We start from the raw sequence: 24,358 nt of genomic DNA on the forward strand, positions 1-24,358 counted from the left end.
TCAACGGCATGTTTCAGCAACATGCCGCCTAATTCGGCGTTGTGTTTCAATCGTTGAACGGATTTTCAGCGTTCAGAACATCCTGAGTGTCCGCCCCAAAGACCGGCGGTGCTGCACGATATGTGACAGGCGTGCGCGAGAATTTAAGCGGATTGCCGATCAATTTAACCTCGGCCGGGTCTGCCTGCATTGCAATCTGCATCTGCCTTGCCGCGACCTGTTCGGTGTCAAATACCTGATCCATTGTCTGCACTGGGCCGACGGGCACTTTGCGGTTTTCAAGCTCGGAGATCACGGTTTCTGTGTCAAAAGACCGAACGGCGGGGCGAAGGATCGCGTTCAACGCGTCCCGATTTTCAAGACGGGCCGGGTTGGTGGCAAAACGGATGTCATCGGCCAAGTCCGTGCGACCGATAAAGTCGCAGAAACGCCCGAACTGGCTGTCATTCCCGACCGCCAGAATGACGTGGCCGTCCGATGTTTCGTAAACATCATAGGGCACGATATTCGGATGACCATTTCCGCGCCGCTGTGGAACGTCGCCAGAGGTCAGGTAGTTGACGCCTTCGTTGATCAGCCACGCGATCTGAGCATCCACAAGCGCAAGGTCGATCTGCTGACCTTCTCCGGTCAGGTCGCGATGGCGAAGCGCGGCCAGAATGCCAACGGTTGCGTACATCCCACACATCACATCCGCGATGCCCACGCCCACCTTCATCGGAGCGCCCTCGGGGTCGCCGGTCAAGGACATGATGCCGCCATACCCTTGCGCCATCAGGTCATAACCGGGTTTCGAAGAATTCGGCCCCGTCTGTCCGTAGCCCGAAATCGAACAATAGACGAGGCCGGGAAGCTCTTGCGACAACGCCTTGTAATCCAACCCGTATTTCGCCAGCCCTCCGGGTTTGAAATTCTCGATCAGAATATCCGCGTGCGAGGCCAGCCTCTTGATCTCGGCCTGACCTTCGGCTGTCGCGATGTCGATGGCGACCGATTTCTTGTTGCGGTTGGCCGACATGAAATACGCGCTCAGGTCCGAAGGGTTTCCGTCGGCGTCTGCCACATAGGGCGGCCCCCATTGGCGCGTGTCGTCCCCTTTGGTCGCCGGGTTTTCGATCTTGATCACGTTGGCACCCAGATCCCCCAAAAGCTGAGTGCAGGTCGGCCCCGCAAGGATGCGAGACAGGTCCAATACCTTTACGCCCTTCAGCGGGCCTTCAGATCCGGCCATCATAGCCTCCTCGGTCGATTTCTGCGGCGATCACAGTGAATGTGTTGGACTTCATCGCAGCGTCCAGCGCCGCACGCAACTCGGTACGATTGCGGACCGTATGGCCGCTGCCGCCAAAAGCCCGGCCCATTGCCGCGAAATCGTGGCGGTCAAAGTCTACGCCCTTGTTGCCCATCTGCCGTTGCCGTTGTTTCAATTCGATCAGGGCGAGGCTTGCGTCCACGAAGACCAGAAATATCGGATTGCCGCCCAATTCGGCGGCGGTCGAAAGCTCTCCGGCGACCATCAGGAACCCGGCGTCGCCGGAAAAGCTGATCACGGGGCGGTTGGGCTCGGCCAGTTTCAGGCCGATCGCCATAGGAACGGCGCAGCCCATCGTGCAAAGGGCCGAGGACTGGATCAACCCACGTTCCTCGGCGCATTCCCACATCTGGCTAAGCAGGATGCGATGCGCCCCGCTGTCAGCCGTGGCCAGCGTTTCCGGCGGCAGGGCAACCCGTGTTTCAGCGATGACGGCAGCCGGTCCCCACTCATCATCGGTTGGAAAAGCCTGTGCCAACGCGGATTTGACCTTGGCTGGCTCATCGCCGGGCCAGGTTTTGCGGGCGGGGTTGCCCTTGGCAATCGCTTCAAGCGTGGCACCTGTATCGGCCACCAGATTCAACCCGGCCTGATGCATGTAGTGGTCATTGACCACGGCCGAGATATCAATGACCCGTTTCTCATCAGGGTCCCAAATCTCGCGCCAGCCGGGGCGCATTTCGATCGGATCGTAGCCCAGACATAGCACCAGATCAGCCTGTTCGACCAACGGCACCAAGTGCTTATCTGCCAGCGGCGACAGACCCGCACCGCCCAAGCACAAGGGGTGATCTTCGGGCACAACACCTTTGGCTTTGTAGGTGGTGACGAATGGAATGTTGAAGTGTTCCAGAAACGCCTGCACGACGTTGCGCGAGTCATCGTAAAGGACATCAAGTCCGACAATGGCGATGGGGCGCTCAGCCTCGGTGACCCAGCGCCGGGCTTTCTCAACGCAATTCCCCTCGGGCGCGACCGCGCCGGGTTTGGTGAGCCTGCGACGTTTGACGCCCGATACGCGGGTATCCGCGACCGAGATCGGCACATCAATATGTACCGGACCCGGACGGGGTTGGTTGGCCAGCGAAACGGCTTTGTCCGCAATGATGTCCGCACCCTTTGCAGTAAGCGTAAAGGTTCCTTTGGTGATCGAGCGGTAGACCTGCGCGTGATCCATGACCTGATGGGTGTAGGTCAGCGCCTCATCCGCGTCGACGCATCCGGTCAGCACGATCATGGGCACCCGGTCCTGCAGGGCGTTGGCGACCACGTTGATCCCGTTCATCGCGCCGGGGCCGAGCGTCGCGACCAGAATGGCCGGCGCGCCGTCGCGGTGATGCACGGCTTCGGCCATGAAGCCTGCTGCGTTCTCGTGTTTGGTCAGGTGAAAGGTGATCCCGGCCTGTTCCAGCGCGTCCACCAGTGTCAGAACTTCACCACCCGGCATGCCAAAGGCGTGGCGGCACCCGGCCTCGTAAAGACGTTCGGCCAGAAGGTCCGCAGCGCGCGGCGAAAGGTCCTGCATCAGTCGTGCTCCGATAAACTGTTTCACAGCAGATTGCGGAGGACAGCCCGGGACGCAAGGCGGATCACGCCAGTGTGACTAATTGACTGCGGTTTCGGCTATAATTTGAAATTTTGTGTCCAGGTCTGATGCTATGTCTTTCAGCGTGTCACCGCCTTCAGGCAAATAGGGTGAGAATACAAAGCTGGGCGTCTTGTAAGACAACGTGGCGGTGCCATCTGGGTTTTCGGTAACATAGAACCGGATCGGGGCTTCTATCATCGCGTTTACGGATGCTCCTAGAACTTGTACTGCGTAGTCGTTGTTGAAAACACCTATGACCAGATTGCCGGGAATAGTGATCCCGCGCGCCGCGGCTGCTTTGGTTGGCCCAGCTTGCGTTACAACGATCAGCCCGTTTTCTTTGACGGCGTTTTTGGTGTCAGTCACCAAGTCGGCAAAGGTTTTCTCTGTCGGATAGGTGGCCCACCCCGTCAGCGGCCCTTCGGCCCAAGCAGACAGCGGTAAAATTGCCAACGCAAATCAGAGAGCTTTCATATGACGACCTCCTGAGACGTGCCCAAGCGAAACTTGCCAGAAACAACTGCGCGGCGCAGTCACAATCTTGTGCGCTTTCAGGATTGCGCGGCGGATCATAAAGGCTCAGAAACAGGCGGATGACAGGAAACGAGGTCTGCTTTGGATCAGATGCGCTTATTGATCTGCAAGAGTTGTTCCGGTTCCCGCGACCACGCGGCTGAGTTGCTGGCTGTGCAGCAAGCGCTGAAAACGGCTGGCCTGCAGGATCAGGTGACATTGGGCGACCAAGCATGTTTCAGCAGTTGCGCTGAACCCACAGCCTTGGCGCTGCAAGGGCAGGGGCGGGCGTCTTACGTGTTTTCGGGGGTCGATGTGGTGGCGGATGCGGACGATATCGCCGCGACTTGCCTGACATACCTGAGCAGCCCAAACGGATGGATCGAAGACGCCCGTCCATGCGGGCGACTTCGGATGTGCTTGCGCGCGCGCATTCCCGCGCTTTAGTCGACCTGAACCTTGACCGTGGCGCTGACGGGTGCGCCGTCAACGGTCAGTGCGCTGTGGCTGTTCGAGTTCAACGAGACAGCCACCTCGACCTCACCTTTCGGCAGGTCGCTGATATGCATCCAGTTGCCATATAGCCGCGCCAGTTTTACGCCGTTGACGTAAACATGTGCGTGGCCTTCTCCGGGTTTGTCCTCGGTCGAGGCGTTCTCTGGCGAGAACCGAAAGTTCTCGGGCATGACGTGCAGGTTCCACCCCGCCATTGGATCTTTCGTTAGCGCGACAGAGACATCAGGCGCGTTTTCGCCTGAGGGTAGGTTCACGGTGGCAGAGTGATCATGGGCCACCGATTCCGCGGCCGTGCCTGAGTGGTGTGACGGATCTCCGTGGTCGTGACCGTCGAAAGTGACCCCGTTTGCGGCGGCAACGACGAAACCAGCGCCCCCGCCAAAAACAAGACCGATTGCAAAAAGGGCAAGTGAACGTGCCATTTCAGTTCCTTGAAAACAAAAAGAAAACGCGCCGGGTAAAACCCGGCGCGCGTGTCTGTTCGACGATTAGGCCGTTGCTTCGGCGCGTTGACCTTCATGCTGCCAGAAATACCCGGCGAAGGCACCGACAAGAACCCAAGCCACCAGTCCGATACCAAAAGCACGAGCGGCAAACAGCGCGCCGATCTCGGTCGGGACAGGTCCTGTGAATACATCCGGCTCCGGCGCTCCGATCAGATGAGGCGCAAGAAGCAGAGCAGCCGCGATCACGTAGCTGATCAGGTTTCCGCCGAATGCGATCAGCCACATGGCGACTACCGCAGCCGCAACGGTGGCAAACCACCAGACCTGACGCGCATAAACGTCGGCCGCAGCAACTCCGGGCACCTCGGGGGCCAGCGTAAAGCCGGGCGCAAGGTGGAACGCAACGAATCCGGCCAGACCCCAAAGCACGCCAGTTCGACCATCAATCTTGTGCCCATTGCCTTCCGCTACCGACATCAGCGCCACCATCACCAAGGCGTAGCCGGTATAAGTCAGCATGGCGAAAATCACGCTCAGGGCGTCGCGGAACAGGTCCGAGAACATGCCCGGCAGCTCAGGGTGTGCGCTGACGGCCTCTCCGCCGAAATGGACCAATTCGCCCGATTCATACAGCTCGGCGTGTAACAGCACAGGTTGCACAAAGACCAACTGCAGCAAGGCGGCAATCAGCCCCGCTGCAGCACCAGCGAACAACGCGCTGGTTAGAATACGGCTAAACATGGTCTTAGTGGCAGGGGAAGCCGGTCGCGTGACGAACGTCGTGCGCTGCGTCGTGCAGGGCGGCTGCCTGAACATGCCCGGTCAGCGTGATAACGCCCAGGCCCAGAACCACTGCGAACATGACCGGAAAGAAGCCAGCGCGCGATGCGGATGCCGTTGTTGTTTGTGTTGCCATCTTTTTTCTCCTTTGCCGCCGCACCCGACGGCCGGTGTTTCAATTCTTCGCCTGGCAGGTCTCCTGGCTTGCGGGTCGATGCCCCTGTTCGCCTTCCCCCTGAAATCAGGAGTGGCTGGTTGAACAAGGGCTATCCGCTTACAGTCGCGGGGGCGGCTCTGGACTTGACTGCACGGGCAGTCGCACCAAATTCCCTCTTAGCATCCGGATTTCTCCGGCAGGACCAGACGCCTCCATTTAGCCCTTATGAGGGCAGGGGCGCAATCGTCATTTGCGACCTTTTGCGTCAGATACCGCGCTTTTTCAGCAAATAGACATCCATGATCCACCCGTGGTCTGCGCGGGCTTGCGCTCGGGTTTTCAAAATCTGCCCAGAGACTTCGGCCAGTGGGCCTTGGATCAGAATTTCCTCTTTCATTCCCACGTAAGCGCCCCACCAAATGTCATAGTCCTTCGTCTCAAGGCTCTGGAAAGAACATTCCCCGTCCAGCATGACCGCGACTTTCGAGGCGTCTTTCGGCCATCCTTCCTCTCGGATTCGGCGCCCGGTTGTCACGACATACGGTGCGCCCAGTTCGTTGATCGGAACCGCGTGGGCGGCGGTCAACGCCTGCAAAGCAGTAATGCCGGGAATCACCCGAGTTTCCGGTTGGGGGTTCAGGCGCGACGCAATTCTCAGCGAGCTGTCATAAAGCGACGGATCGCCCCAGATCAGCAGGGCGACATGTTGCGCCTTTGGGTGGGCAGATATGGCTTCTTGCCAGCGAAGGGCAATAGCATCGTGCCATTCGTCCACACCGCGGAGGTATCCGTCATCCGAGCGGCGTTTGGGGATATCGAAATAGGCAATCTGAGGAGGTGTCTCAGTCACGGCTTGGATGATCTCCTCACGCAGCCCTGCAAGATCGGCCTTGTTTTCACCCTTGCGGGGAATCAGGATCAGGTCCGCCGACCGAATGGCTTTTGCGCCTTGAAAGGTGACGTGGTCGGGATTGCCGGTACCGATGCCGACAAGGGTTAGATCAAACATCTTCAAGCTCTGCCAATGGGCCGTAAAGGATCAGGGCAGGGGCTGTGCCGATCTCAGCCTCCAACTTCTCGGAGAGTTCACCGACCGAGGAGCGATGCAATTTCTGGTCGGGGGTCGACACGGACTCGGCCATCAATGCCGGGGTGTCCAGCGGCAGACCGTGAGCGTGCAGCGCTTTGACCAGAAGGGGGAAAGTCCGTTTGCCCATGAAAACCACGGTGGTTGCGTCCGGGTCGGCCAAAGCGGGCAGATTCAGATCGTCGGGCAGTTTGCCGCTGACGTCGTGGCCCGTGACAAATTGCACGCGCCGGGCGGTCATCCGACGGGTCAGGGGAATACCAGCAGCGGCTGCGGCGGCGACCGCCGAAGGAATGCCCGGAATGATCTCGTACTCGATGCCAGCTTCGCGCAGGGCGACAAGTTCTTCCTCGAGCCGTCCGAACAAGCCCCCATCGCCCGATTTCAAACGCACCACATGCGCGCCGGTATTGGCGTAATCGACCAATAGTCGGCTGACGTGATCTTGCTTGGGTGAGGGCCGTCCCGCCCGTTTGCCGACGCCAACCAGATCAGCATCGTCCCGCGCGTGGGACAGGATCGGGCCGCTGCTGAGGTCGTCAAACAGCACGGCGTCCGCCTTTTGCATCCGGCCCACGGCCTTCAACGTCAGCAACTCAGGATCGCCGGGGCCGGAACCTATGAATGAGACAAACCCGCTCATGCCGTGGCCTCCGCGATCAGGTGAAAGAACGTGCCGGTCACATTGCCGCGTACCGACCCGGTCTGCGGCCCTTCAGCTCCTTCAGCGTCGAAAACGCGCGCCAATGGTGCGTCCGGTTGTTCGAGAATAGAAGAGTAGTGGAATTCGTGTCCCCTTAGCGGTGTCTTGGCTTCAAATCCGGGCATCGGGGCTAAAAGCTCAGCCCTGCGATACCCAAGGTTGAACTTGCGCTTCTCATAGGACGTGACCAACCCCAGCAATCCTGCCATTTGATGTTGGGTGCCCTCCTTGTCGACAAGGGCTTGTCCAAGGGTCATGTAACCTCCGCACTCACCATGAACGGGCTTGGTTTCTGCGTGGGTGCGCAAGCCGGCCAAGAACGTTGTGGCGGCGGCCAGTGTGCCTGCGTGAAGCTCGGGATAGCCGCCCGGCAACCAAACCAGATCTGCGTCAGGTGCGGGCGGCTCATCCGCCAGCGGTGAAAAGGGCAGAATTTCTGCCCCCGCTGCGCGCCACCCTTCCAACAAGTGCGGATAGGTAAAGGAAAACGCCGCGTCCCGAGCCAGCGCGATCCGCTGCGCCGGAGGCCGCGGCAGCGCGGATGACGATGGCCCCTTGGGGCCTGAGGAAGCCGCACGTTTGATGGCCTCAAGATCCACGTGTTCCCGAAGAAACGCGGCATATCCAACGATTGCGCTTTCAAGGTCAGGGTGCTCAACAGCTTGAATCAGACCCAGATGCCGTTCAGGAAGCGTTAAGTCGCCCCGGCGCGGCAAGACACCCAGAACAGGCAACCCGGCGCGTTCCATGCCCAGCCGTGTCAAACGTTCATGACGTGGACTGGCGCAGCGGTTTAGGATCACGCCTGCAAAGGGAAGATCGGGATTGTACATCCGAAATCCCAGCGCCGTTGCCGCTGCAGATTGTGCCTGCCCCCCGACATCCAGCACCAAAACGACGGGCCACCCCATCCGTTGCGCGGTTTCCGCGCTTGAGCCGTGCCCAAGCTCACCGGGTTTGGCAACACCGTCGAACAGGCCCATCGACCCTTCGGCCACAACGATATCCGCACCCTCGGCTTGTGCCGAGATCGCAGTCAAAAGCGGCTCTCCCATCGCCCAGCTATCAAGATTGAACGAGGCACGCCCAGCCGCCGCCCTGTGGAAGGCCGGGTCGATATAATCCGGTCCGCTTTTGAACGGCTGCACGGTCAGCCCATCTTCGGCCAACGCCCTTAGAAGCCCCAGCATTACGGTGGTTTTTCCAGTCCCCGAAGACGGAGCGGAAATCAGCAGACCCGGAGGGTTAGTCATCGCCGTGGCTCCAGCTCGACCACGGGCTGTCCGCGCTCTGTGGACGATAGCGGCGGTCGTAATCCTTGGAATACAGGCAGCTTTCGTCAAATCCTTCACCTGCCAAAGCTGGACCAACCATGATCAGAGCCGTGCGCGAGATGCTTTCGTCCAGCGCATCCTTTAGCGTGTTTAGCGTAGCGCGAATGATGCGCTCGTCCGGCCAGCTTGCGCGATAGACAACGGCGACGGGGCAGTCTGCTCCATAGGCCGGGATTAGGTCAGCGAGCACTTTGTCCAGATTGCCGATCGACAGGTGGATGGCCAGCGTAGCGCCTGTGCGGGCAAAGTTTTCCAACGTCTCACCTTCGGGCATCGAGGACGCGCGGCCCGGCGTCCGGGTCAGAACCACGGATTGCGCAAGACCGGGCAGTGTTAACTCGGTTCCCAGCGCCGCCGCAGCAGCAGCGAACGAGGGCACGCCCGGCGTGACGCTGACGGGGATTCCCATCTTTTTCAGCCTGCGAATTTGTTCGCCCATAGCGGACCAGACCGACAGGTCGCCGGAATGCAGGCGCGCGACGTCGTGGCCCGCTTTGTGCGCCGCCTCGATCTCGGCCATGATCTGGTCCAGATCCATAGGCGCGGTATTGATGATCCGCGCCCCTTCGGGGCAATGGCCAAGGATTTCCTCGGGCACCAACGAGCCCGCGTACAGGCACACGGGGCACGACGCGATGATATCGCGCCCGCGCAGGGTCAGCAGGTCGGCGGCACCGGGTCCGGCACCAATGAAATGAACGGTCATGATTGTCCTCCGATGGCTAAGGCGCAGGTGGCCAGCCGGTCGTCCGATATGTGTCTGGGGGAAAGCAACCGGGCCTGAGGCCCAGCAGCAGAAAGAGCGGATGCTTCGGATACGCTGCCAGTGCCATACGTGGCCCGGCTGCGGTTCGAGCATGTCAGGGTGCGTTGTCCGGCCAGTTCGCTGGCCGCTACATAGTGCAAGGGCAGGGCCAGTGCGTCCGCAAAGGCCGCCAGAGCCGGATGCCCTTTTTTGTCGCTGGCCGTCGCCAAGGCCGAAATGTCGTGACCAGCGGCGGCTGCATCATAGGCTGCGCGCAGGCTTTCGACCGTCGCAGATGACGAAAAACCAAGGCCCGCAACAATCATAGCGTCACGCTCCACTGGACGACCGGATAGGATGACTTCCACCCGCGACGGGGGCCCAAAGCCGATGCCTGCGCCAGTTCAATCCGCAACAGCTCACCGCCCAGTTTCTCGTGCCACTGAGCCAGCACCGCTTCGCTTTCCAACGTCACGGCGTTTGCGACCAATCGCGTCCCCGCCGGTAGTGTTTCACTGATCCACTCCAGAAGGGCGGTGCTCAGGCCACCGCCGATGAAAACCGCGTTGGGTTTTGGCAGCGAGGTCAGAGAGTCAGGCGCAGTGCCATGCACCACGTCCAGCCGGTCTTGCCCCAATGCGTCCGCGTTGCGCCGAATGCGGTCGGCGCGGTCCTTGCGCGGTTCGATTGTGGTGGCGCTTAGCGTCGGATCACACATCAGCCACTCGATACTGATCGAGCCGGTGCCGCCTCCGATATCCCACAGGTGCTCGCCCCTCTGAGGGGCCAGCGCGGACAGGGTCAGTGCCCGAATGGGGCGTTTCGTGATTTGGCCGTCGGTTTCAAATATCTCATCGGGCTTGCCAGAGGCTTTGGGAAAGGCGCTGCCTTGCCCCGCCACATCCAGTGCGACGCACACGGGGTGATCGAACCCGCCCAGCAAGGCTTCGGTCAGGGTCAGGCTGCGCGATCGTTCTCGTGGGCCACCCAAAGCCTCCATCACGTGAAGCCGGGTGTCGGCAAAGCCGGTTTCGGTCAGATACTGCGCCAGCTCTGCGACCGCTGCACCGTTGCGCAACAGAAGTATCGCACGAAGGCCCGGTGCCAGATGGGGCCGCAATCGCGTCAGGGGCGCTGCGTGCAAGCCGAAAGTCTGGGTTCCCTCCAGCGGCCAGCCCAACCGCGCGGCGGCCAGTGAAAAGGTCGATTGCCCGGGCAGAGCGGTCCACTCACTGGCCTCAAAATTGCGGGCAATCACCGAGCCTGCGCCGAACCAGAATGGATCGCCCGAAGCCAAAACCACGGTCTTGCGCCCCCTCAGCCCGTTCAGGATGGGCAGGCCGTCGGAAAACGGGACCGGCCATTCAATGTGTTCAGCCTCGCTTTGCGTTATCAACGCAAGATGGCGCGGCGGGCCCATGATGACTTCGGCCTGTTCCAGCACTTGACGGGTTGCAGGCGAAAGGCCATCCAGTCCATCTTCGCCCAAGCCCAAAACGGTCAACCACGGAGTATCAGACATGCCCAACCTCCTGATTCTTGGTGGTACAACCGAAGCGAATGCATTGGCCCAAGCCATAGCGGATCTGGGGATGCCTGCGACCTATTCCTATGCCGGGCGCGTGGACAACCCGCGCCCGCAACCGCTGCCGGTGCGGGTTGGCGGTTTTGGCGGCGTTGACGGACTGGTTGCCTACGTTCATGACAACGAAATAACCCACATTGTCGATGCAACCCACCCGTTTGCCGCCCAGATGAGCCGAAACGCGATAGAGGCCAGCGCGGTTGCTCAAACAAAGCTTGCTGCGCTGACCCGCCCCTCCTGGACGGCGCAGGCTGGTGACGATTGGCACCACGTTCCCGATATCGAGGCGGCGGTTGTGGCGTTGTCCGGCGACCCTCGTCGCATTTTCCTTGCGGTCGGGCGTATGCACCTTGAGGACTTTGCAGCCCAACCCCAGCACCACTACCTGCTGCGGCTGGTGGATGCGCCCGGCGCGCTGCCCCTGCCGCACTGCGAGGTTGTTGTGGATCGCGGACCTTTCGCCGAAGCGGACGACCGCGCGCTGATGCAAAGGCACGGGACCGAGTTGGTCGTCTCCAAAAACGCAGGCGGAACCGGGGCTCGAGCCAAACTGGACGCTGCCCGATCTTTGGGCGTGCCAGTTTTGATGATCGACCGACCGGTCCTGCCGCAAAGAACAGAACTGACGAGCGTTGCTCAGGTTCTGGACTGGTTGGATCATCCCTGAACCTCGGCCTGATCCTCGTCCGGGGTAAAGCGCGGCGTGTAGACGATGGGCTTTCCGTCCCGCTCGATCAGGCGTGTTCGCGAGGAACCGACCAGAACGACGGTTTGCATGTCCGCCATGTCCGGCGTTGCCTCGGCCAAAGTCGAAATTCGGATCGCTTCATCCGCGCGGGATACCGCGCGGGCAAACAGGATCACGCGCCCGGGTTCACATTCTTCACGCAGGATATCCAGTGTTTTCTCAAAGCCCTCAGGCCGGGACTTTGAGCGCGGATTGTAGAAGGCCATGGAAAAATCACCCTGCGCTGCCAGACGTAGGCGTTTTTCTATCAGCCACCACGGTTTTAGGTTGTCGCTCAGGTTGATCGCGCAGAAATCGTGACCCAGCGGTGCACCCGCACGTGCTGCGGCTGCAAGCATCGCCGTGATCCCGGGCAGAACGTCGATCTGGAGATCGCGCCATTCTTCCGGGCCGTTCTCTAGCGCTTCAAACACAGCGGCTGCCATGGCGAAGACGCCGGGATCGCCCGAGGACACCACGACCACGCGCTTGCCTTCTGCCGCCATTTGCAACGCATGCTGCGAGCGGTCGATCTCGACCCGGTTGTCGCTGGCGTGAAGGGTCAGGCCCGCACGCTCGGCGACGCGCGCGACGTAAGGGATGTAGCCGACCACATCCGTTGCCTCGGCCAGCGCCGCAGTAACTTCGGGCGTCACCAGGTTTTCATCCCCAGGCCCAAGACCTGCAATCTTGACCCAACCGCTCATGGTCGCCGCCCCTGACCGTGTACAACGATGATCGAGAAATAGGGCGTGACGTCGTCGCTTGCCTCGGACAGTTTCATCACCCTTTGGTTGGGCATTTGCGCGAACTCGACGATCCAAGCCCGGTCGTACAAGTCAGCGCTTTTAAGCGCTCGCTTCACCTTGTCGATGTTGCGACCGATCTTCATGACCACCAAAGCGTCGGTCTGTGCCATGCGTCGCGCTAGATCGTCCTCGGGCAGGGTTCCGACCAAAACGGTCAACACGTCATCGCCCCAGGTAATGGGGTCTCCGGTCGCGGTCCATGCGCCGGACATTCCGGTAATTGCGGGCACGACCTCTACATCAGCTTCGTCGCGCAAGCGATTATAAAGGTGCATAAAAGAGCCGTAGAAGAAAGGATCTCCCTCGCAAAGGACGACAACGTCCTCACCTTGCTCGGACAATGCCTTCAGATGCGCGGCGCAGTCTTCGTAGAAGGCTGACAGCAACTCGTTATAGCGCGGGTCGGTCACCGGGATTTCGGTCGTCACCGGGTATTCCATAGGGAACTCGATGGCTTCACCCGGAATGATGCCGTTGACAATATTGCGCGCCTGTCCGCTGCGGCCGGGTTTGCGAAAGAACGCCACATGTCGTGCGTTGCGCAGCAGCCGATCGGCCCGGACGCTCATCAGGTCCGGGTCGCCGGGGCCAAGGCCGACGCCGTATATTTTACCCGCAGTCATTCGGCGCGGCTCGCGATGGCGTTCACGGCGGCGACGGTGATGGCGCTGCCGCCCAGACGACCTTTGACGATGCAAGACGGGACGGGTTGTGCCTCCCACAGGGCGTCTTTGGATTCGACCGCACCAACAAACCCCACGGGACAGCCAATGATCGCGGCGGGGCGCGGGCAGTCGGGGTCTTCGAGCATATTCAGCAGGTGGAACAGCGCTGTGGGCGCGTTGCCAATGGCGACCAGAGCGCCCTCCAGATGCGGGCGCCACAGTTCCAGCGCGGCGGCGGATCGCGTGTTGCTCATCTCAGCAGCCAGAGGGCGGACACGTTCGTCATGCAGGGTGCAGATCACTTCGTTGTCGGCGGGCAGGCGGAACCGGGTCACACCTTCGCTGACCATGCGCGCGTCACACAGGATCGGCGCGCCAGCTTCCAGCGCAGCACGTGCGGTCGAAACAAATCCCGGTGAGAAGTGTACGAACTCCTCCAGCCCGACCATGCCGGCGGCGTGGATCATGCGGACGGCGACCTGTTCTTCATCGCTGTCAAACCGCGCGAGGTCGGCTTCGGACCGGATGGTGGCAAAGCTTTCCTTGTAGATCGCCGCGCCATCGGTTTCGTAAGTGTAGGGCATCAGGTGAAGTCCATATTCAACAGTGTTTCTTCGGTTAGACCGCGCTGGCAGGGCTCATCCCCTGCGCGGCCCTTTTTAACAAGATCAAATCGCCCTGCATCGCCGACCAATGTGAAATCGGCCGGTCCCATTCGCGCGCATCCCTTGGCGCAACCTGAGACATGTAACGTGCCGTGTACACGCGCAGCCAGAGCGCGCGCGATGTCGCGGGTTTCCACCTGTGCCTGCGGGCAGAACGGTGCGCCGGGGCAGGCGTCGGTGGTCATCAGAGGGTCGGTGCCGTCTGTCACAAAACCCGGGGCAGGGATCGCCGCCCCGCCTTCCAGCAGGATCAGCCGCCACGGGGTGACGCGCAGGGCGTGCGCACCGCTTTGCGCGATCAGGTCTTTAAGCGCGCGCGCAGGCAGTTGCCCAAAGGCCGCGCCATAGAAAGTACCTTGATCACAGGGGCCGGGTTGTAGAGGCGTCCCCACGCGGCCCGGTTCAGAGCCTTGCCACTCTTGCGGCAACGCTGAGGTCACGCGTGCCATGCGGCGGGTCTCGGGCGTGTATGTATCGGCAAACCAACGCGCAAGCGCGATCACTTGGTCGATGGCCTCAGGTTCCGCAACCAGACGGCCAGTCTCGACCCCGTCTGCGCGTAGGATCAGACCCTCGGGGCCGCTCTCCAGCCGAATATCAGCTGAGTCACTCGCCAAAAGGCGCTCTGGCCCTGTATCGATGGCGAAACCGAACTTGGCGGGCAGGGCGGGCAGTTCGGCCAGCCGGTCGATCAATTCCTGCGTCAGCCGGGCGGTCAGGTCTCCGGCGCGATAGAGGGGTGAGACCAGAATGTTCCGCCGCACCTCGATCCCCGGCTCGGCGTCCAACAGGTTCAGCGCGGCAAGCTCGACCAGCAGGGGCTGATGATCAGCCTCCGCAACGCCCCGCAACTGCAGGTTGGCGCGGTTGGTCAGGTCAATGGTGCCGTTGCCAAAGCGGTCCGACAGATCGCACAGACCCACTGCCTGTTCAGCCGTCAACCGAGCCAGCCGAGGGCGCACGCGCACCACAAGCCCGTCGCCAGACATCATCGGACGATGTGCGCCGGGGCACCAGCCCTGAACGATAGGGGCGCTCATCCCAGCCCCTCCAGATCGGCGCGGATCGAGTTTCGCCGCGTGTTCCAAAGCCCTGCCTCCAGCAGAGCGCGGAACCGGTCCTGCATGGCTTGATACGCCTGCGGGTTGGCCTCTTGCAGGAAGGCATCAACGTCTGCGTCGCCCAGCGTGGCATCGTGGTAGAGGTCGAACAGATGCGGCGCGACCGTACCCGACAGATGCGCGAATGAGGCCATGTGATCCAGCGTTGCGGCGATCTCGGCCGCGCCACGGAATCCGTGGCGTTGCATCCCTGCGATCCAGCCGGGATTGGCGGCACGGGCGTGGACCACGCGGCTGATCTCCTCGGGCAGGGTCCGCGCGCGGGGCGTTTCGGGGTTGGTATTGTCCAGATGGTATAGCTGCGCCGTGCCGCCGGTGATCTTTTTGGCGGCGGCAAATCCGGCCTCATGCGTGGCATAGTCATTGGCCAGCAACAGGTCGGTCTCGGCCAGATCCTGCAGGTGGACGAAGCTGTCGGCGCTGGCGACGCGCTGCGTGATCCCGTCCTTGTCCTGCGCGATATGCTCGCCTTCCAACGCATAAGAGCTGGCGTTCAGCCACGCTTCGCCAGCCTGCGCACGCGCCTCATCGGTGTAGGTCTCGGACAGGTGAGTCATGTTCAGACCATAGCTGCCCGGAGCAGGGCCATAGACGCGGGCAGCGGGCTCCTGACCGGCATAGGGGTTCCAGTCGGTGGCTTCATCCCGCGCCGACAGTGCGCGCACGGCCTGACCATAGAGCGCCGAAAGCGTCGGGAACACGTCGCGGAACAGGCCCGAGACGCGCAGCGTCACATCCAGACGCGGGCGGCTGAGATCGGTGATCGGCAGAACCTCGATACCCGAGACGCGCTCGGATCCCTTGTCCCAGACCGGCTTCACGCCCAGAAGGTGCAGCGCCATGGCGAATTCCTCGCCCGCTGTGCGCATGGTGGCTGACCCCCAAAGATCAACGATCAGACCCTTGGGATAATCGCCTTCTTCCTGCAGGTGTCGCCGCACCAGTTCTTCGGCCAGTTTCACGCCTTGCGTATACGCCGCACGGGTCGGGACCGAACGCGGGTCGGTGGTATAGAGGTTCCGACCTGTCGGCAGCACGTCCGAGCGCCCGCGATAGGGCGAACCGGACGGCCCGGCCTCGATCCGTTTCCCGGCCAGCGCGTCGATCAGAGCGCTGCGTTCGGACTGGGCCGAGGGCGCGGGATCGAAATTGCCGGTGACCTCGGGCACCCGGCCAAAGATGTGCAGGCCGTCCCCGAACTGGCTTTCCTTGATGTCACAGACAAAGCGGTCGATGCGGGTGATCGCCTCGGCGGTGCAGGTGGCCTGATCCAGACCCAGATCGCTTTCCAGCCCGATGGCCTGCGCTTCGTCCCGGATATCCTCTTGCAGCCGGTCACGGCGCTTGGGGTCCAGACCATCGGCGTTCGAGAATTCGTCCAGCAGCGATTCCAGCCGCACCATCCGATCCGGCGTGCCGCTTTCCTTCAGCGCGGGCGGGATGTGGCCCAGCGTGACAGCTCCGATGCGGCGCTTGGCCTGAGCTGCTTCGCCCGGGTCATTGACGATGAACGGGTAGATCACCGGCAGGTCGCGGATCAGCGCCTCGGGCCAGCAATCGGCAGACAGCGCGACGGATTTGCCCGGCAGCCATTCCAACGTGCCATGGGCACCGATATGGATCAGCGCATCGGCGCGCAGGCTTTTGCGCAGCCACAGGTAGAAGGCAACATAGCTGTGCCGCGGGGTGCGCGACGGGTCGTGGTAGTCGTCATCGCGCAGTTCGGGCGTGCCGCGTTCGGGTTGCAGCGCGACCAAAGCCTTGCCCCGGCGCAGCGCGGTGAATTGAAAGGCTCCATCGGCGAATGCGGGATCATCCTCGGGCGTGCCCCAAACCGTTTGCAGGTCGGTGCGCAGTTGTTCGGGCAGGTCCGCCAGCGCGGCTTGATACTCGGTCAGCGGCCACGAAATACGCGCGTCCAACAGCGCCTCAGAGATTGGTTCGGCGGGGGCGGTATCATAGCCCTTGGCCTGCAGGTCCGACAGCATTGCCTCGGCCGAGGCCAGCGCGTCCAGACCAACCGCATGGGCCATCTGCCAGTCCTTGCCGGGATAGGTGGACAAGACCAGCGCGGGCACCTGATCGGCCTTGGGCTTGTCCTGCAGGTTCAGCCAGCCGGTGACACGGTCGATGATCGCCTCGATCCGCTCACCTTCGGCCCGGTGCGCGAAACGGGAATATTCGAGATCGGGATCGCGTTTGCCCGGTTCCTTGAAGGACGCAATGCCCGTGTTGATCCGCCCGTCCACTTCGGGCAGGACCACATGCATGGCGAGGTCGGCGGGGGACAGACCACGTTCGGCCTCGGCCCAGGCTTTGCGGCGCGAGGTGGCCAGTGCGACCTGAAACACCGGGACATTCGCGGCGTCCAAGGGGGACGTACCCGACGCGCCTTTGCCAGAGAACGAGGTGGCGTTGATGATTGCCGACGGGTTCAGCGCTGAGATGTTTTCACGCAGCCAGTCAGCGGCGGCCGGGGCTTTCAGCGAGGGCGCGAAAAGGCCCACGGCGTCCAATCCCCGCGCACGGAGGCTGCGGATCAGCGCGGCCACCGTTGCAGTATCGGCCGAGGTCAGATAGGCGCGATAGAACGTGACGGGGATACGTTTTGCATCACCCGTGAACGCCTTTTCCACCGGGATCACGCCCCGATCCGGGCACCATGCGCCGCATTCGGGCAGGGTTTTGGCACCCATTACAGGCCCGGCATAAAGCCCCGCAGCCAGCGCCATTTGCGCCAAAGCAGCCTGAGCTGCAACTTCGCCGCCCGTATCGCACAGATGCGCCAACCGGCGCAGGGTTGAGACGGGCAGGGTGGAATAGTCATCCAGCCGTGTATCCTCGCGCCCATCGGCGGGCAGTACGGCCACGGCGATCCCCTTGGCCTGCGCCAGCGCCAGAACCTGTTGCAACCCGTAGGCCCAATAAGGCACCCCGCCGATCAGACGGATCAGGATGCCCTTTGCACCCTCAAGCGTCTGCTCGACATAGGTATCCACCGAGAGGGGATGTTTCAGCGCCGTCAGATTGGCCAGCCGCAGGGTCGGCATCCGACCTTCCGGCCCGCCACCGCGATGCCAGCCCGCCGCGAAAGCGCCAAGGTCGCTGTCCGAGAAGGACAGCACCACCAAATCCGCTGGGCTCTGGCCCAGATCGGTCGGGGTCTCGGTTTCCTCTAACCCGTGGCTTTCGCGGAAGACGACGTGCATGGTTTACCCTGTGCTTACTCGGCGGCCTCGGTGATACCCACGAGGATATCGCGGATTTCAGCCTCTTTGATATCGTCATGCTCGGCGATCACCACCAGGCGCGAGCGGCGATCCTCGCCGGGTTCCCACGGGCGGTCATACTGATGACGCACACGCGCACCCACGGCCTGAACCAGCAGGCGCATCGGTTTGCCCTGAACGGCGGCATAGCCTTTGACGCGCAGGATGTTCAGTTCCTTGGCCAGTCGTTCGATCTTGGCAACCAGATCAAGCGGGTCGATTTGCTCGGGCAGTTCGACGATGATGCTTTCAAAATCGTCATGCTCGTGATCGTGGTGGCCGTCATGATGGCTGGGGCGGGCGTCCATGTCATCCTCGGCGGCGGCCTCAAGGCCCAACACGACGCGGACGTCTACCACGCCTTCGGCGACCTCAACCACGGGCAGAGGGCGCGGGGCTTCGGCTGCGATGATCTCTTTGGCTTTGGCGACGCCCTCGGGACCGGCCAGATCGGGCTTGGTCAGCAGGATGATATCGGCGCAGGAAATCTGATCCTCGAACACCTCAGACAGAGGCGTTTCGTGGTCGATGGAATCGTCGGCCTTGCGCTGGGCATCCACCGCCTCGACATTGGGGGCAAAGCGACCGGCGGCGACGGCCTCGGCATCGGCCAGAGCGATTACGCCATCGACAGTGATTTTGGACCGGATATCGGGCCAGTCGAACGCCTTCAGCAGCGGCTTCGGCAGCGCCAAACCGGATGTTTCGATCAGGATGTGATCTGGACGCGGCTCAAGCGCCATCAGCGCCTCGATCGTGGGGATGAAATCATCGGCCACGGTGCAGCAAATGCAGCCGTTCGCCAGTTCCATGATGTTTTCCGCCGGACAATCAGGAATAGCGCAGGACTTCAGGATGTCTCCATCCACACCCACATCGCCGAATTCGTTGACCACGATGGCCAGACGCTTGCCCTGTGGGTTCTGCATCAGATGACGCACCAACGTGGTCTTGCCCGAGCCCAGAAAGCCGGTGATCACGGTGACAGGAAGTTTCTCAAGATTGCTCATTTCAGGGCTCCAATCGGGGGAATGCGGGCTGCGCAGTTTTTGCGGAAATGTTCGGGGCGCTCGCGCCATTTGACCAGGCCGTCTTCGGTCGCAAGGTACTTGGTCGCGCCTTCGACGATGGTTTCGACATGGTCGCTTTCATTGAGGTGCTCATACACGAACGTCCAGCGATCCGGCCCGCCGCGCAAAACGATCGAGCATCCCTGATCGCAATTCGACAGGCACTCCACCGCTTTCAGGGTCACGCCCTCTGGCAGTTCGGCTTGCTCAAGAGCTTTGTGCAGCAAAGCGCCAGGCCGCTGCGCGTCATCCTCGACAGGCAGACCCCGGCGGCAGGTGGTGCAGACCAGCAGTTCGACCGGAGCGGTCTCGGTCATGTCTCTCATCCCCCCAAATCCTCTTTGTGGGGGACGGGGTCTCATGCGGGCCACGTATTGCGACATGGGCCCGACACCGGAACACCCCGTCCGGTTACATCTTCGGGTGCTGGCAGGTCTCCCGGCTTGCGGATGTCAGAGGCGGGCCTCTGTCGGATGTCCCGCCTTCCCGGCCTTTCGGCCAGTGGCTTTGGGCACCCTCTCCGGTCACGGTCGCGGGGGCGGCTGTGTTTTACGGAAGATCCGCTGACACATTCCCTTTTCATCCTCTATCGAGGACACCAACGGATCGGACATGCGGCACGGGCGGGGGGCTTGTCAAGCGTGGCGGACGGTATGAAATCCTCAAGGTTGGAAAAGCGACCAGCCAATGTCAGTCAGCGGCATGTTCTGCCACCCTTTCACGCAGCCAGGCACGAAACAGCCCGACCGCCGCCGAGGGATGAGGTTCTTCTGGCCCGCAGATCAGGTAGTGCGATTGCGCAAAGGGAATCGCGGGTCCGGCCAGTTCAATGGGCGCGCCCTGGGCAATGGCGTTTCTGGCAAAACGCTCCAATATCGTCGCAAAACCCGCTCCGGCCATCACCAGTTGCAGCGCAGCGACAGAGGTGTCGGCAGAATAAAGCGGCGGCATGCTGGAATGCGCCAGCCCGGTCGCTTCAAAATAACGTGCCCAGTTGTCCTCGTATCCAAGGATGTGGATCAGGGGGCCGGATTGCAGGTCTTTCAGCTTTGACAGCGCCCCGCCTGCGCGCTTTACGGGAACCAGCCTTTCCTCGGTCAGCTTTTCCGATGTCACACCCGGCCAGTCCCCGTATCCCAACCTGATTTCGACATCCACGTCATCCGGGGCGAGGTTGTCATTCCAGATATGTGATACAAGGCGGACTGGAGTATCTGGATGCCGGGCGCAGAAATCTGGCAACTCGGCGGCGATCCAATATGTCGCCGTTGAGATCGCAGCCCTTACCGTCAATGTCTGACGCGATGTTGGACCGAACAGGCTGTTGGTGGACAGCGAGATATCGGCTAGCGCACGTCTGACCGTCAGAGAATAGGACTGGCCCAGCTCGGTCAGGTCCAGCCGCCGCGCTTTTCTGGTGAACAGTTGCTGGCCCAGCTCAGCTTCCAGAGACCGGATATGCAGCGATACGGCGGTCTGGGTCAGCCCAAGTTCACGCGCCGTTGTCGTGAAATTCAAGTGCCGCGCCGCGGATTCAAAGCTGCGCAGCCATACGAGGTTGGGAACACGATCCATTTATCACCAAAAAATTCATGTCATAAAGCCGATTATTATTCGTTTCAGTTCGTGTTTCGCAACAAGGATAGTCGGGGTGAATCTATCGGGAGGAATCGCTATGAAAGTGGGCTTTATCGGATTGGGCAATGTCGGCGCGAAGCTAACAGGCTCGCTTTTGCGAAACGGCGTTGATCTGGTCGTCCATGACCTAAGCTCGGAATTGGTTTCCGAATTTGTCGCCAAAGGCGCGCAGGCCGCCGAAAACCCGGCGCAAATGATGCGCGATTGCGATGCCGTGATCACGTGTCTGCCGTCTCCTGCCGCTTCGGACGCTGTGATGCAAGACATGTTGCCCGAGGTAAGGCCGGGAAAGATATGGATGGAGATGTCCACGACAGACGAAGCCGAGGTAAAGCGTTTGGGCGCACTGGTCATGGACCGCGGAGGGGCTGCCGTTGATTGCCCGGTCTCAGGTGGGTGTCATCGCGCGGCAACGGGCAATATCTCGATCTTCGCGGGATGTGACCGACAGACTTTCGAGCGCATATTGCCGTTCCTGACAACAATGGGCAGGCGTATTCTACATACCGGGGATCTGGGATCCGCTTCCGTGTTGAAAGTCCTGACAAACTACCTTGCAACGGCGAATCTGATTACCTGCGCCGAAGCGTTGGTGACGGCCAAGGCTGCGGGGATGGATCTGAATACGACATACGAAGCCATCAAGATCTCCTCGGGGACTTCATTCGTTCACGAGACCGAAAGCCAGGTCATCCTGAACGGTTCAAGGGATATTTCGTTCACCATGGATCTTGTGAAAAAGGACATTGGCCTGTTTCAAGAGGTCGCAGACCGCGCGGGTGTCCCGCTGGAAATGAACCCGCTGATGATGCGCATTTTTGACGATGGAATAGCGCGTTACGGCGACCGAGAGCTCTCTCCTAACATTATTCGCCGTCTTGAGGACGCGACAGGTCTGGACATCACTGCCCCAGGGTTTCCCGTTGAAATGGAAGACGATGAGCCGGAAGAACCCGGCTATGAGGTAGTCCCGACGGGCCGTGGGGCCGAATGACGCAATTCGGCGCGGCGCGGGAATTTCGTGGTCATATTTGGGGGATGGAGGCGAGTACCGGAATCGAACCGGTGTACACGGATTTGCAACGCACTGCCACGTTGTAGGGCAACAGCCGCTTGCGCACCGCATCCCCAAGGGCCGACACCATGATGGTCCGACACTGGCGCACCGTTGTCGGGGACAGGGGCCGACCCGATTTGCTGAACTCGCCCGAGAGAAGCCCCCGCAACCAGAATTCGATGTCGCCCGGGACCAGTTTGGCGATTTCCACGTGTCCGATGGTTTGTTTGGCGGAATCCAGTTTGGCCCGGTATCCATCCCGGGTGTTGCCCCGCAATTCGCCCATTGCGACCTTGTTTTCAATCCAGTCGTCCAGATACGCCGACAGCGTGACCCGCGCGGTTCTGACGCCTTGGTGGACCTGCGTTTCGACCTCCGCTTTGAACGCTAGCGCGGTTTTGTGGTCCCTAAATGTACGGGACCGGCGCACTCTGGCACCGGTCCGGTCTGTGTATTGATGGAAAACCTTCCACTTTGGACCTCGTCGGTCCTTGTACTTAACTATCGAAGCCACGGTCTAGTCTCCATAGTCTCAATTACTACGTAGGCCTTGGCCAGAGCCGTCCGCGCGTCATCCAAAACGTCTGCGTCCGCTTCTTTATCCATACCAAACAACAGGGTTTCGGTATGGTACAAACGTGTTGAGAGTTCGCGCAGCAGTTCCTGTGTTTTTATGTCGTATGGTGCTTTCATTTCTCGGCCTCCTTCGCCGCTTCTCTTTGACGGTATGTTGCCGCCTGACCTTTGCACGACGCGGAGCAATAGGACGCGGCCCGCAGGGACGCATACCCCAGCCAAACCCCGCTAGCGTCTCCCTATCAAGCTACGAAGCGAGGATATTCGAATGCCAAAAGGAAGCGGTCTGACACCCCGGAAGAGTGTCGCGACATCGTCAGAACTTTGGAAGCATCTGGGTGACGACCCCATCGAATGGCCTGCAGATGTGGAGCCGTGGCAGCAAGACCAAGCGAAGGCCGAGCGCGTATTCCAAGAGGTGTTGTTGGGTCGTCCAAGATCTCGGTGGACGGGAACGGATGTCCATCTAGCCGCGATCTACGCTCGTACGCTTGTCGAACATGAGTACACGCATCTAATGGTGCAAAAGGAAGGTCACCTAACCCAAAACAGCAAAGGCGATTGGGTTCGGTCTCCATGGCTGAGCCTTCACATCAACCTGCAATCGCTTCTGATCGCCCAAGCCAAACAATTGGGCATCGTGGCGCGACCCGGAAACAATAAAACAGCGGACGATGAACGAGCATCAGCTGAGGCGGCAACCAAAAAGATAAACGAGAATGCTGGGAAACACGACCTGCTCGCTTGATTTGCGGTCCAGATCAGGGTTGAGGCATTTTAATTGAACCAAACCTCAAAGACCGCGATTTTCAACAGCGGACGCTCGACAAAACCCGGCCAACAACCGAGTTGCGAACTTTGCTGCCATTAGCGATCAACCGTTTACTGTCTGTTCTCAGCCCGACGCAGACATCGTTTCATAGTTGTGTCCCTGCAAAGTCGGGATTGTCTGCTTGGGCAAGATACTTAATTGTTCAAGGAAGTCTGCGAAAAGGTTTATCGGAATGTTTTGGAGAAATCGTAACAAACGAAGAATAGCAAAGGCGTCGATGGGTTTGAAACTCCAATGTAACGAAAACCTTTCTATCTTGGCCGAATTTTTTGAGGATCCTTGGGTCGCAGGTTACATCGCTGGATTTACGGCGGTCTTCATAGTTGGGGAAGATGACGCCTACGACCTCCGAGACGAAAGCTTTCGAATTTTTATTACCAAAGTTGGGGAACCGTACTCAGATATTCTTTCAGAGGTATTTGATAAAGAAACCGCAAAGCAGATTATTGACGGAGATATGCACCTCAGTCCGAACTGGGAGGATGGATTTACCAAGGGCTGGGGAAACGCAGGCACATTGGTAAAATACGGAGGCATGAGCCCCACTTTGAGAGACTATATAGTGGACAAACCTGCCGAAGTTAGAACGCCCAGAGATGCTCTTGCTTCCGCTGAAACGGGTGAACAAAGCGGCACACAAGATAAGAGACTCTTTCAAACACTCCGCAACGTGTTTGGGTCAACCGGATCGCAAAACAACAATGAACCGGAGAACATCAACTTGTTTAACCGGGAGCATTGGTCGCTTGACCTTATGGCGGCGGGCAGCGCGGAACAGCACATACGACTGCACAACTCACGATGGGGTCAGAGTCTCGCTCTTGTGTTCTCCAACGACATGCTCGTGTTTTTGCAGTTTTATGACGTGAAGGCCTTTTTCGGGTATGAGATCCACGAACTCGTCCTTACTGTTGATGACGTTCAGAGGTATTGGAGTTTCGACGCATCTGGTCAGGGCACCAGTTTGATTTTCGAATTGGGCAAACTCAATCAACTGGATGAAGAGTTTTACGACCTGATGAATGCTATGGATAAGGGTACGTGGCTGAAAGCAGCAACGGAAATAAATGGCGAAAATAGTTTCCAGTTGGCGGGCTTCAAAGACGTACATCAGGCGCTTCTTGACCGCTCTGGGAATGCTTGACGTATAGGAAGCTAACAAG

27 protein-coding genes and 2 riboswitches are annotated in these 24,358 nt (G+C 60.4%); of the genes, 5 read left to right on the top strand and 22 right to left on the bottom strand.

The window, feature by feature from the left end:
- Positions 1-46: 46 nt before the first annotated feature.
- The 3 genes from ACR0KS_RS06595 to ACR0KS_RS06605 all read right to left on the bottom strand — a co-directional run bounded on the left by ACR0KS_RS06595 (position 47) and on the right by ACR0KS_RS06605 (position 3,353).
- Positions 47-1,231, bottom strand: a complete 1,185-nt coding sequence (locus ACR0KS_RS06595) for a CaiB/BaiF CoA transferase family protein (RefSeq protein ID WP_170565304.1) — start codon at positions 1,229-1,231, stop codon at positions 47-49.
- On the bottom strand, positions 1,218-2,837 hold the full coding sequence (locus tag ACR0KS_RS06600) for a thiamine pyrophosphate-binding protein (RefSeq protein WP_170565302.1): 1,620 nt from the start codon (positions 2,835-2,837) through the stop codon (positions 1,218-1,220). Before ACR0KS_RS06600 ends, ACR0KS_RS06595 begins: the two co-directional genes overlap by 14 nt.
- 78 nt (positions 2,838-2,915) lie before the next feature.
- Positions 2,916-3,353: a DUF302 domain-containing protein gene (locus ACR0KS_RS06605; protein ID WP_170565299.1), complete on the bottom strand. Its 438-nt coding sequence runs from the start codon at positions 3,351-3,353 to the stop codon at positions 2,916-2,918.
- Positions 3,354-3,524: 171 nt separating this feature from the next.
- On the opposite strand from ACR0KS_RS06605, the gene ACR0KS_RS06610 reads away from it, so the two are divergent.
- Positions 3,525-3,860 carry a DUF1636 family protein gene (locus ACR0KS_RS06610; protein ID WP_170565958.1) on the top strand — a complete coding sequence of 112 codons (336 nt, stop codon included), beginning with the start codon at positions 3,525-3,527 and terminating at the stop codon, positions 3,858-3,860.
- Here ACR0KS_RS06610 and ACR0KS_RS06615 read toward each other — a convergent pair.
- From ACR0KS_RS06615 to cbiE, 9 genes are all read right to left on the bottom strand, one after another.
- Positions 3,857-4,351, bottom strand: coding sequence for a hypothetical protein (locus ACR0KS_RS06615; RefSeq protein WP_170565296.1), 495 nt, complete (start codon positions 4,349-4,351; stop codon positions 3,857-3,859). The two genes, ACR0KS_RS06610 and ACR0KS_RS06615, sit on opposite strands and share 4 nt — an antisense overlap.
- Positions 4,352-4,417: 66 nt before the next feature.
- Positions 4,418-5,116 carry a CbtA family protein gene (locus ACR0KS_RS06620; protein WP_170565293.1) on the bottom strand — a complete coding sequence of 233 codons (699 nt, stop codon included), beginning with the start codon at positions 5,114-5,116 and terminating at the stop codon, positions 4,418-4,420.
- Between the two features lie 4 nt (positions 5,117-5,120).
- A complete protein-coding gene (locus ACR0KS_RS06625; protein WP_170382380.1) occupies positions 5,121-5,291 on the bottom strand; it encodes a CbtB domain-containing protein in 171 nt (56 codons plus the stop codon).
- Positions 5,292-5,327: 36 nt separating this feature from the next.
- A riboswitch (cobalamin riboswitch) is annotated at positions 5,328-5,534 on the bottom strand.
- Between the two features lie 43 nt (positions 5,535-5,577).
- Complete coding sequence (gene cobF, locus ACR0KS_RS06630) at positions 5,578-6,321, bottom strand: precorrin-6A synthase (deacetylating) (protein ID WP_170565290.1); 744 nt, start codon at positions 6,319-6,321, stop codon at positions 5,578-5,580.
- On the bottom strand, positions 6,314-7,042 hold the full coding sequence (cobA, locus tag ACR0KS_RS06635) for a uroporphyrinogen-III C-methyltransferase (RefSeq protein WP_170565287.1): 729 nt from the start codon (positions 7,040-7,042) through the stop codon (positions 6,314-6,316). The genes cobF and cobA overlap by 8 nt, the downstream gene beginning before the upstream one ends.
- Positions 7,039-8,355, bottom strand: coding sequence for a cobyrinic acid a,c-diamide synthase CobB (locus ACR0KS_RS06640; protein ID WP_170565285.1), 1,317 nt, complete (start codon positions 8,353-8,355; stop codon positions 7,039-7,041). The genes cobA and ACR0KS_RS06640 overlap by 4 nt, the downstream gene beginning before the upstream one ends.
- Positions 8,348-9,142, bottom strand: coding sequence for a precorrin-4 C(11)-methyltransferase (gene cobM, locus ACR0KS_RS06645; protein ID WP_170565283.1), 795 nt, complete (start codon positions 9,140-9,142; stop codon positions 8,348-8,350). The genes ACR0KS_RS06640 and cobM overlap by 8 nt, the downstream gene beginning before the upstream one ends.
- On the bottom strand, positions 9,139-9,507 hold the full coding sequence (locus ACR0KS_RS06650) for a cobalamin biosynthesis protein (protein ID WP_170565281.1): 369 nt from the start codon (positions 9,505-9,507) through the stop codon (positions 9,139-9,141). Before ACR0KS_RS06650 ends, cobM begins: the two co-directional genes overlap by 4 nt.
- Entirely contained in the window at positions 9,504-10,703 is a 1,200-nt protein-coding gene (cbiE, locus tag ACR0KS_RS06655; protein ID WP_170565279.1) for a precorrin-6y C5,15-methyltransferase (decarboxylating) subunit CbiE, read from the bottom strand. The genes ACR0KS_RS06650 and cbiE overlap by 4 nt, the downstream gene beginning before the upstream one ends.
- Here cbiE and ACR0KS_RS06660 point away from each other — a divergent pair.
- Entirely contained in the window at positions 10,702-11,433 is a 732-nt protein-coding gene (locus ACR0KS_RS06660) for a cobalt-precorrin-6A reductase (RefSeq protein WP_170565277.1), read from the top strand. The two genes, cbiE and ACR0KS_RS06660, sit on opposite strands and share 2 nt — an antisense overlap.
- Here the strand turns inward: ACR0KS_RS06660 and cobJ are convergent.
- The 8 genes from cobJ to ACR0KS_RS06700 all read right to left on the bottom strand — a co-directional run bounded on the left by cobJ (position 11,424) and on the right by ACR0KS_RS06700 (position 20,667).
- Positions 11,424-12,200, bottom strand: coding sequence for a precorrin-3B C(17)-methyltransferase (cobJ, locus tag ACR0KS_RS06665; protein ID WP_170565275.1), 777 nt, complete (start codon positions 12,198-12,200; stop codon positions 11,424-11,426). The two genes, ACR0KS_RS06660 and cobJ, sit on opposite strands and share 10 nt — an antisense overlap.
- Complete coding sequence (locus ACR0KS_RS06670; protein WP_170382397.1) at positions 12,197-12,925, bottom strand: precorrin-2 C(20)-methyltransferase; 729 nt, start codon at positions 12,923-12,925, stop codon at positions 12,197-12,199. Before ACR0KS_RS06670 ends, cobJ begins: the two co-directional genes overlap by 4 nt.
- Positions 12,922-13,551, bottom strand: a complete 630-nt coding sequence (locus ACR0KS_RS06675; RefSeq protein ID WP_170382399.1) for a precorrin-8X methylmutase — start codon at positions 13,549-13,551, stop codon at positions 12,922-12,924. The genes ACR0KS_RS06670 and ACR0KS_RS06675 overlap by 4 nt, the downstream gene beginning before the upstream one ends.
- A complete protein-coding gene (cobG, locus tag ACR0KS_RS06680) occupies positions 13,551-14,672 on the bottom strand; it encodes a precorrin-3B synthase (protein ID WP_170565273.1) in 1,122 nt (373 codons plus the stop codon). Before cobG ends, ACR0KS_RS06675 begins: the two co-directional genes overlap by 1 nt.
- The gene (gene cobN, locus ACR0KS_RS06685) at positions 14,669-17,962 is read right to left on the bottom strand and encodes a cobaltochelatase subunit CobN (protein WP_170565270.1); all 3,294 of its coding nucleotides are present in this window, start codon (positions 17,960-17,962) and stop codon (positions 14,669-14,671) included. The genes cobG and cobN overlap by 4 nt, the downstream gene beginning before the upstream one ends.
- 14 nt (positions 17,963-17,976) lie before the next feature.
- Positions 17,977-19,032, bottom strand: coding sequence for a cobalamin biosynthesis protein CobW (cobW, locus tag ACR0KS_RS06690; protein ID WP_170565266.1), 1,056 nt, complete (start codon positions 19,030-19,032; stop codon positions 17,977-17,979).
- Positions 19,029-19,409 (bottom strand): DUF1636 domain-containing protein, encoded by a 381-nt coding sequence (locus ACR0KS_RS06695; protein ID WP_170382407.1) that lies wholly within the window; start codon positions 19,407-19,409, stop codon positions 19,029-19,031. The genes cobW and ACR0KS_RS06695 overlap by 4 nt, the downstream gene beginning before the upstream one ends.
- A 94-nt stretch (positions 19,410-19,503) precedes the next feature.
- Positions 19,504-19,710: riboswitch (cobalamin riboswitch) on the bottom strand.
- A 72-nt stretch (positions 19,711-19,782) separates the two neighbouring features.
- Complete coding sequence (locus ACR0KS_RS06700) at positions 19,783-20,667, bottom strand: LysR substrate-binding domain-containing protein (RefSeq protein ID WP_170565263.1); 885 nt, start codon at positions 20,665-20,667, stop codon at positions 19,783-19,785.
- Positions 20,668-20,767: 100 nt separating this feature from the next.
- Here ACR0KS_RS06700 and ACR0KS_RS06705 point away from each other — a divergent pair, with 100 nt between their 5' ends.
- Positions 20,768-21,724 (top strand): NAD(P)-dependent oxidoreductase, encoded by a 957-nt coding sequence (locus ACR0KS_RS06705; RefSeq protein WP_170565261.1) that lies wholly within the window; start codon positions 20,768-20,770, stop codon positions 21,722-21,724.
- A 31-nt stretch (positions 21,725-21,755) separates the two neighbouring features.
- On the opposite strand, the gene ACR0KS_RS06710 is transcribed toward ACR0KS_RS06705, so the two are convergent.
- Positions 21,756-22,301 carry a hypothetical protein gene (locus ACR0KS_RS06710; protein WP_170565258.1) on the bottom strand — a complete coding sequence of 182 codons (546 nt, stop codon included), beginning with the start codon at positions 22,299-22,301 and terminating at the stop codon, positions 21,756-21,758.
- Complete coding sequence (locus ACR0KS_RS06715) at positions 22,289-22,480, bottom strand: hypothetical protein (protein WP_170565255.1); 192 nt, start codon at positions 22,478-22,480, stop codon at positions 22,289-22,291. Before ACR0KS_RS06715 ends, ACR0KS_RS06710 begins: the two co-directional genes overlap by 13 nt.
- A 151-nt stretch (positions 22,481-22,631) precedes the next feature.
- On the opposite strand from ACR0KS_RS06715, the gene ACR0KS_RS06720 reads away from it, so the two are divergent.
- Together ACR0KS_RS06720 and ACR0KS_RS06725 are read left to right on the top strand one after the other, a co-directional pair.
- Positions 22,632-23,111: a hypothetical protein gene (locus ACR0KS_RS06720; protein ID WP_170565253.1), complete on the top strand. Its 480-nt coding sequence runs from the start codon at positions 22,632-22,634 to the stop codon at positions 23,109-23,111.
- Positions 23,112-23,412: 301 nt separating this feature from the next.
- The gene (locus tag ACR0KS_RS06725; RefSeq protein WP_170565250.1) at positions 23,413-24,339 is read left to right on the top strand and encodes a hypothetical protein; all 927 of its coding nucleotides are present in this window, start codon (positions 23,413-23,415) and stop codon (positions 24,337-24,339) included.
- The last annotated feature ends 19 nt before the right edge of the window (positions 24,340-24,358 follow it).

It is taken from the genome of Ruegeria sp. BC7 (assembly GCF_056539165.1).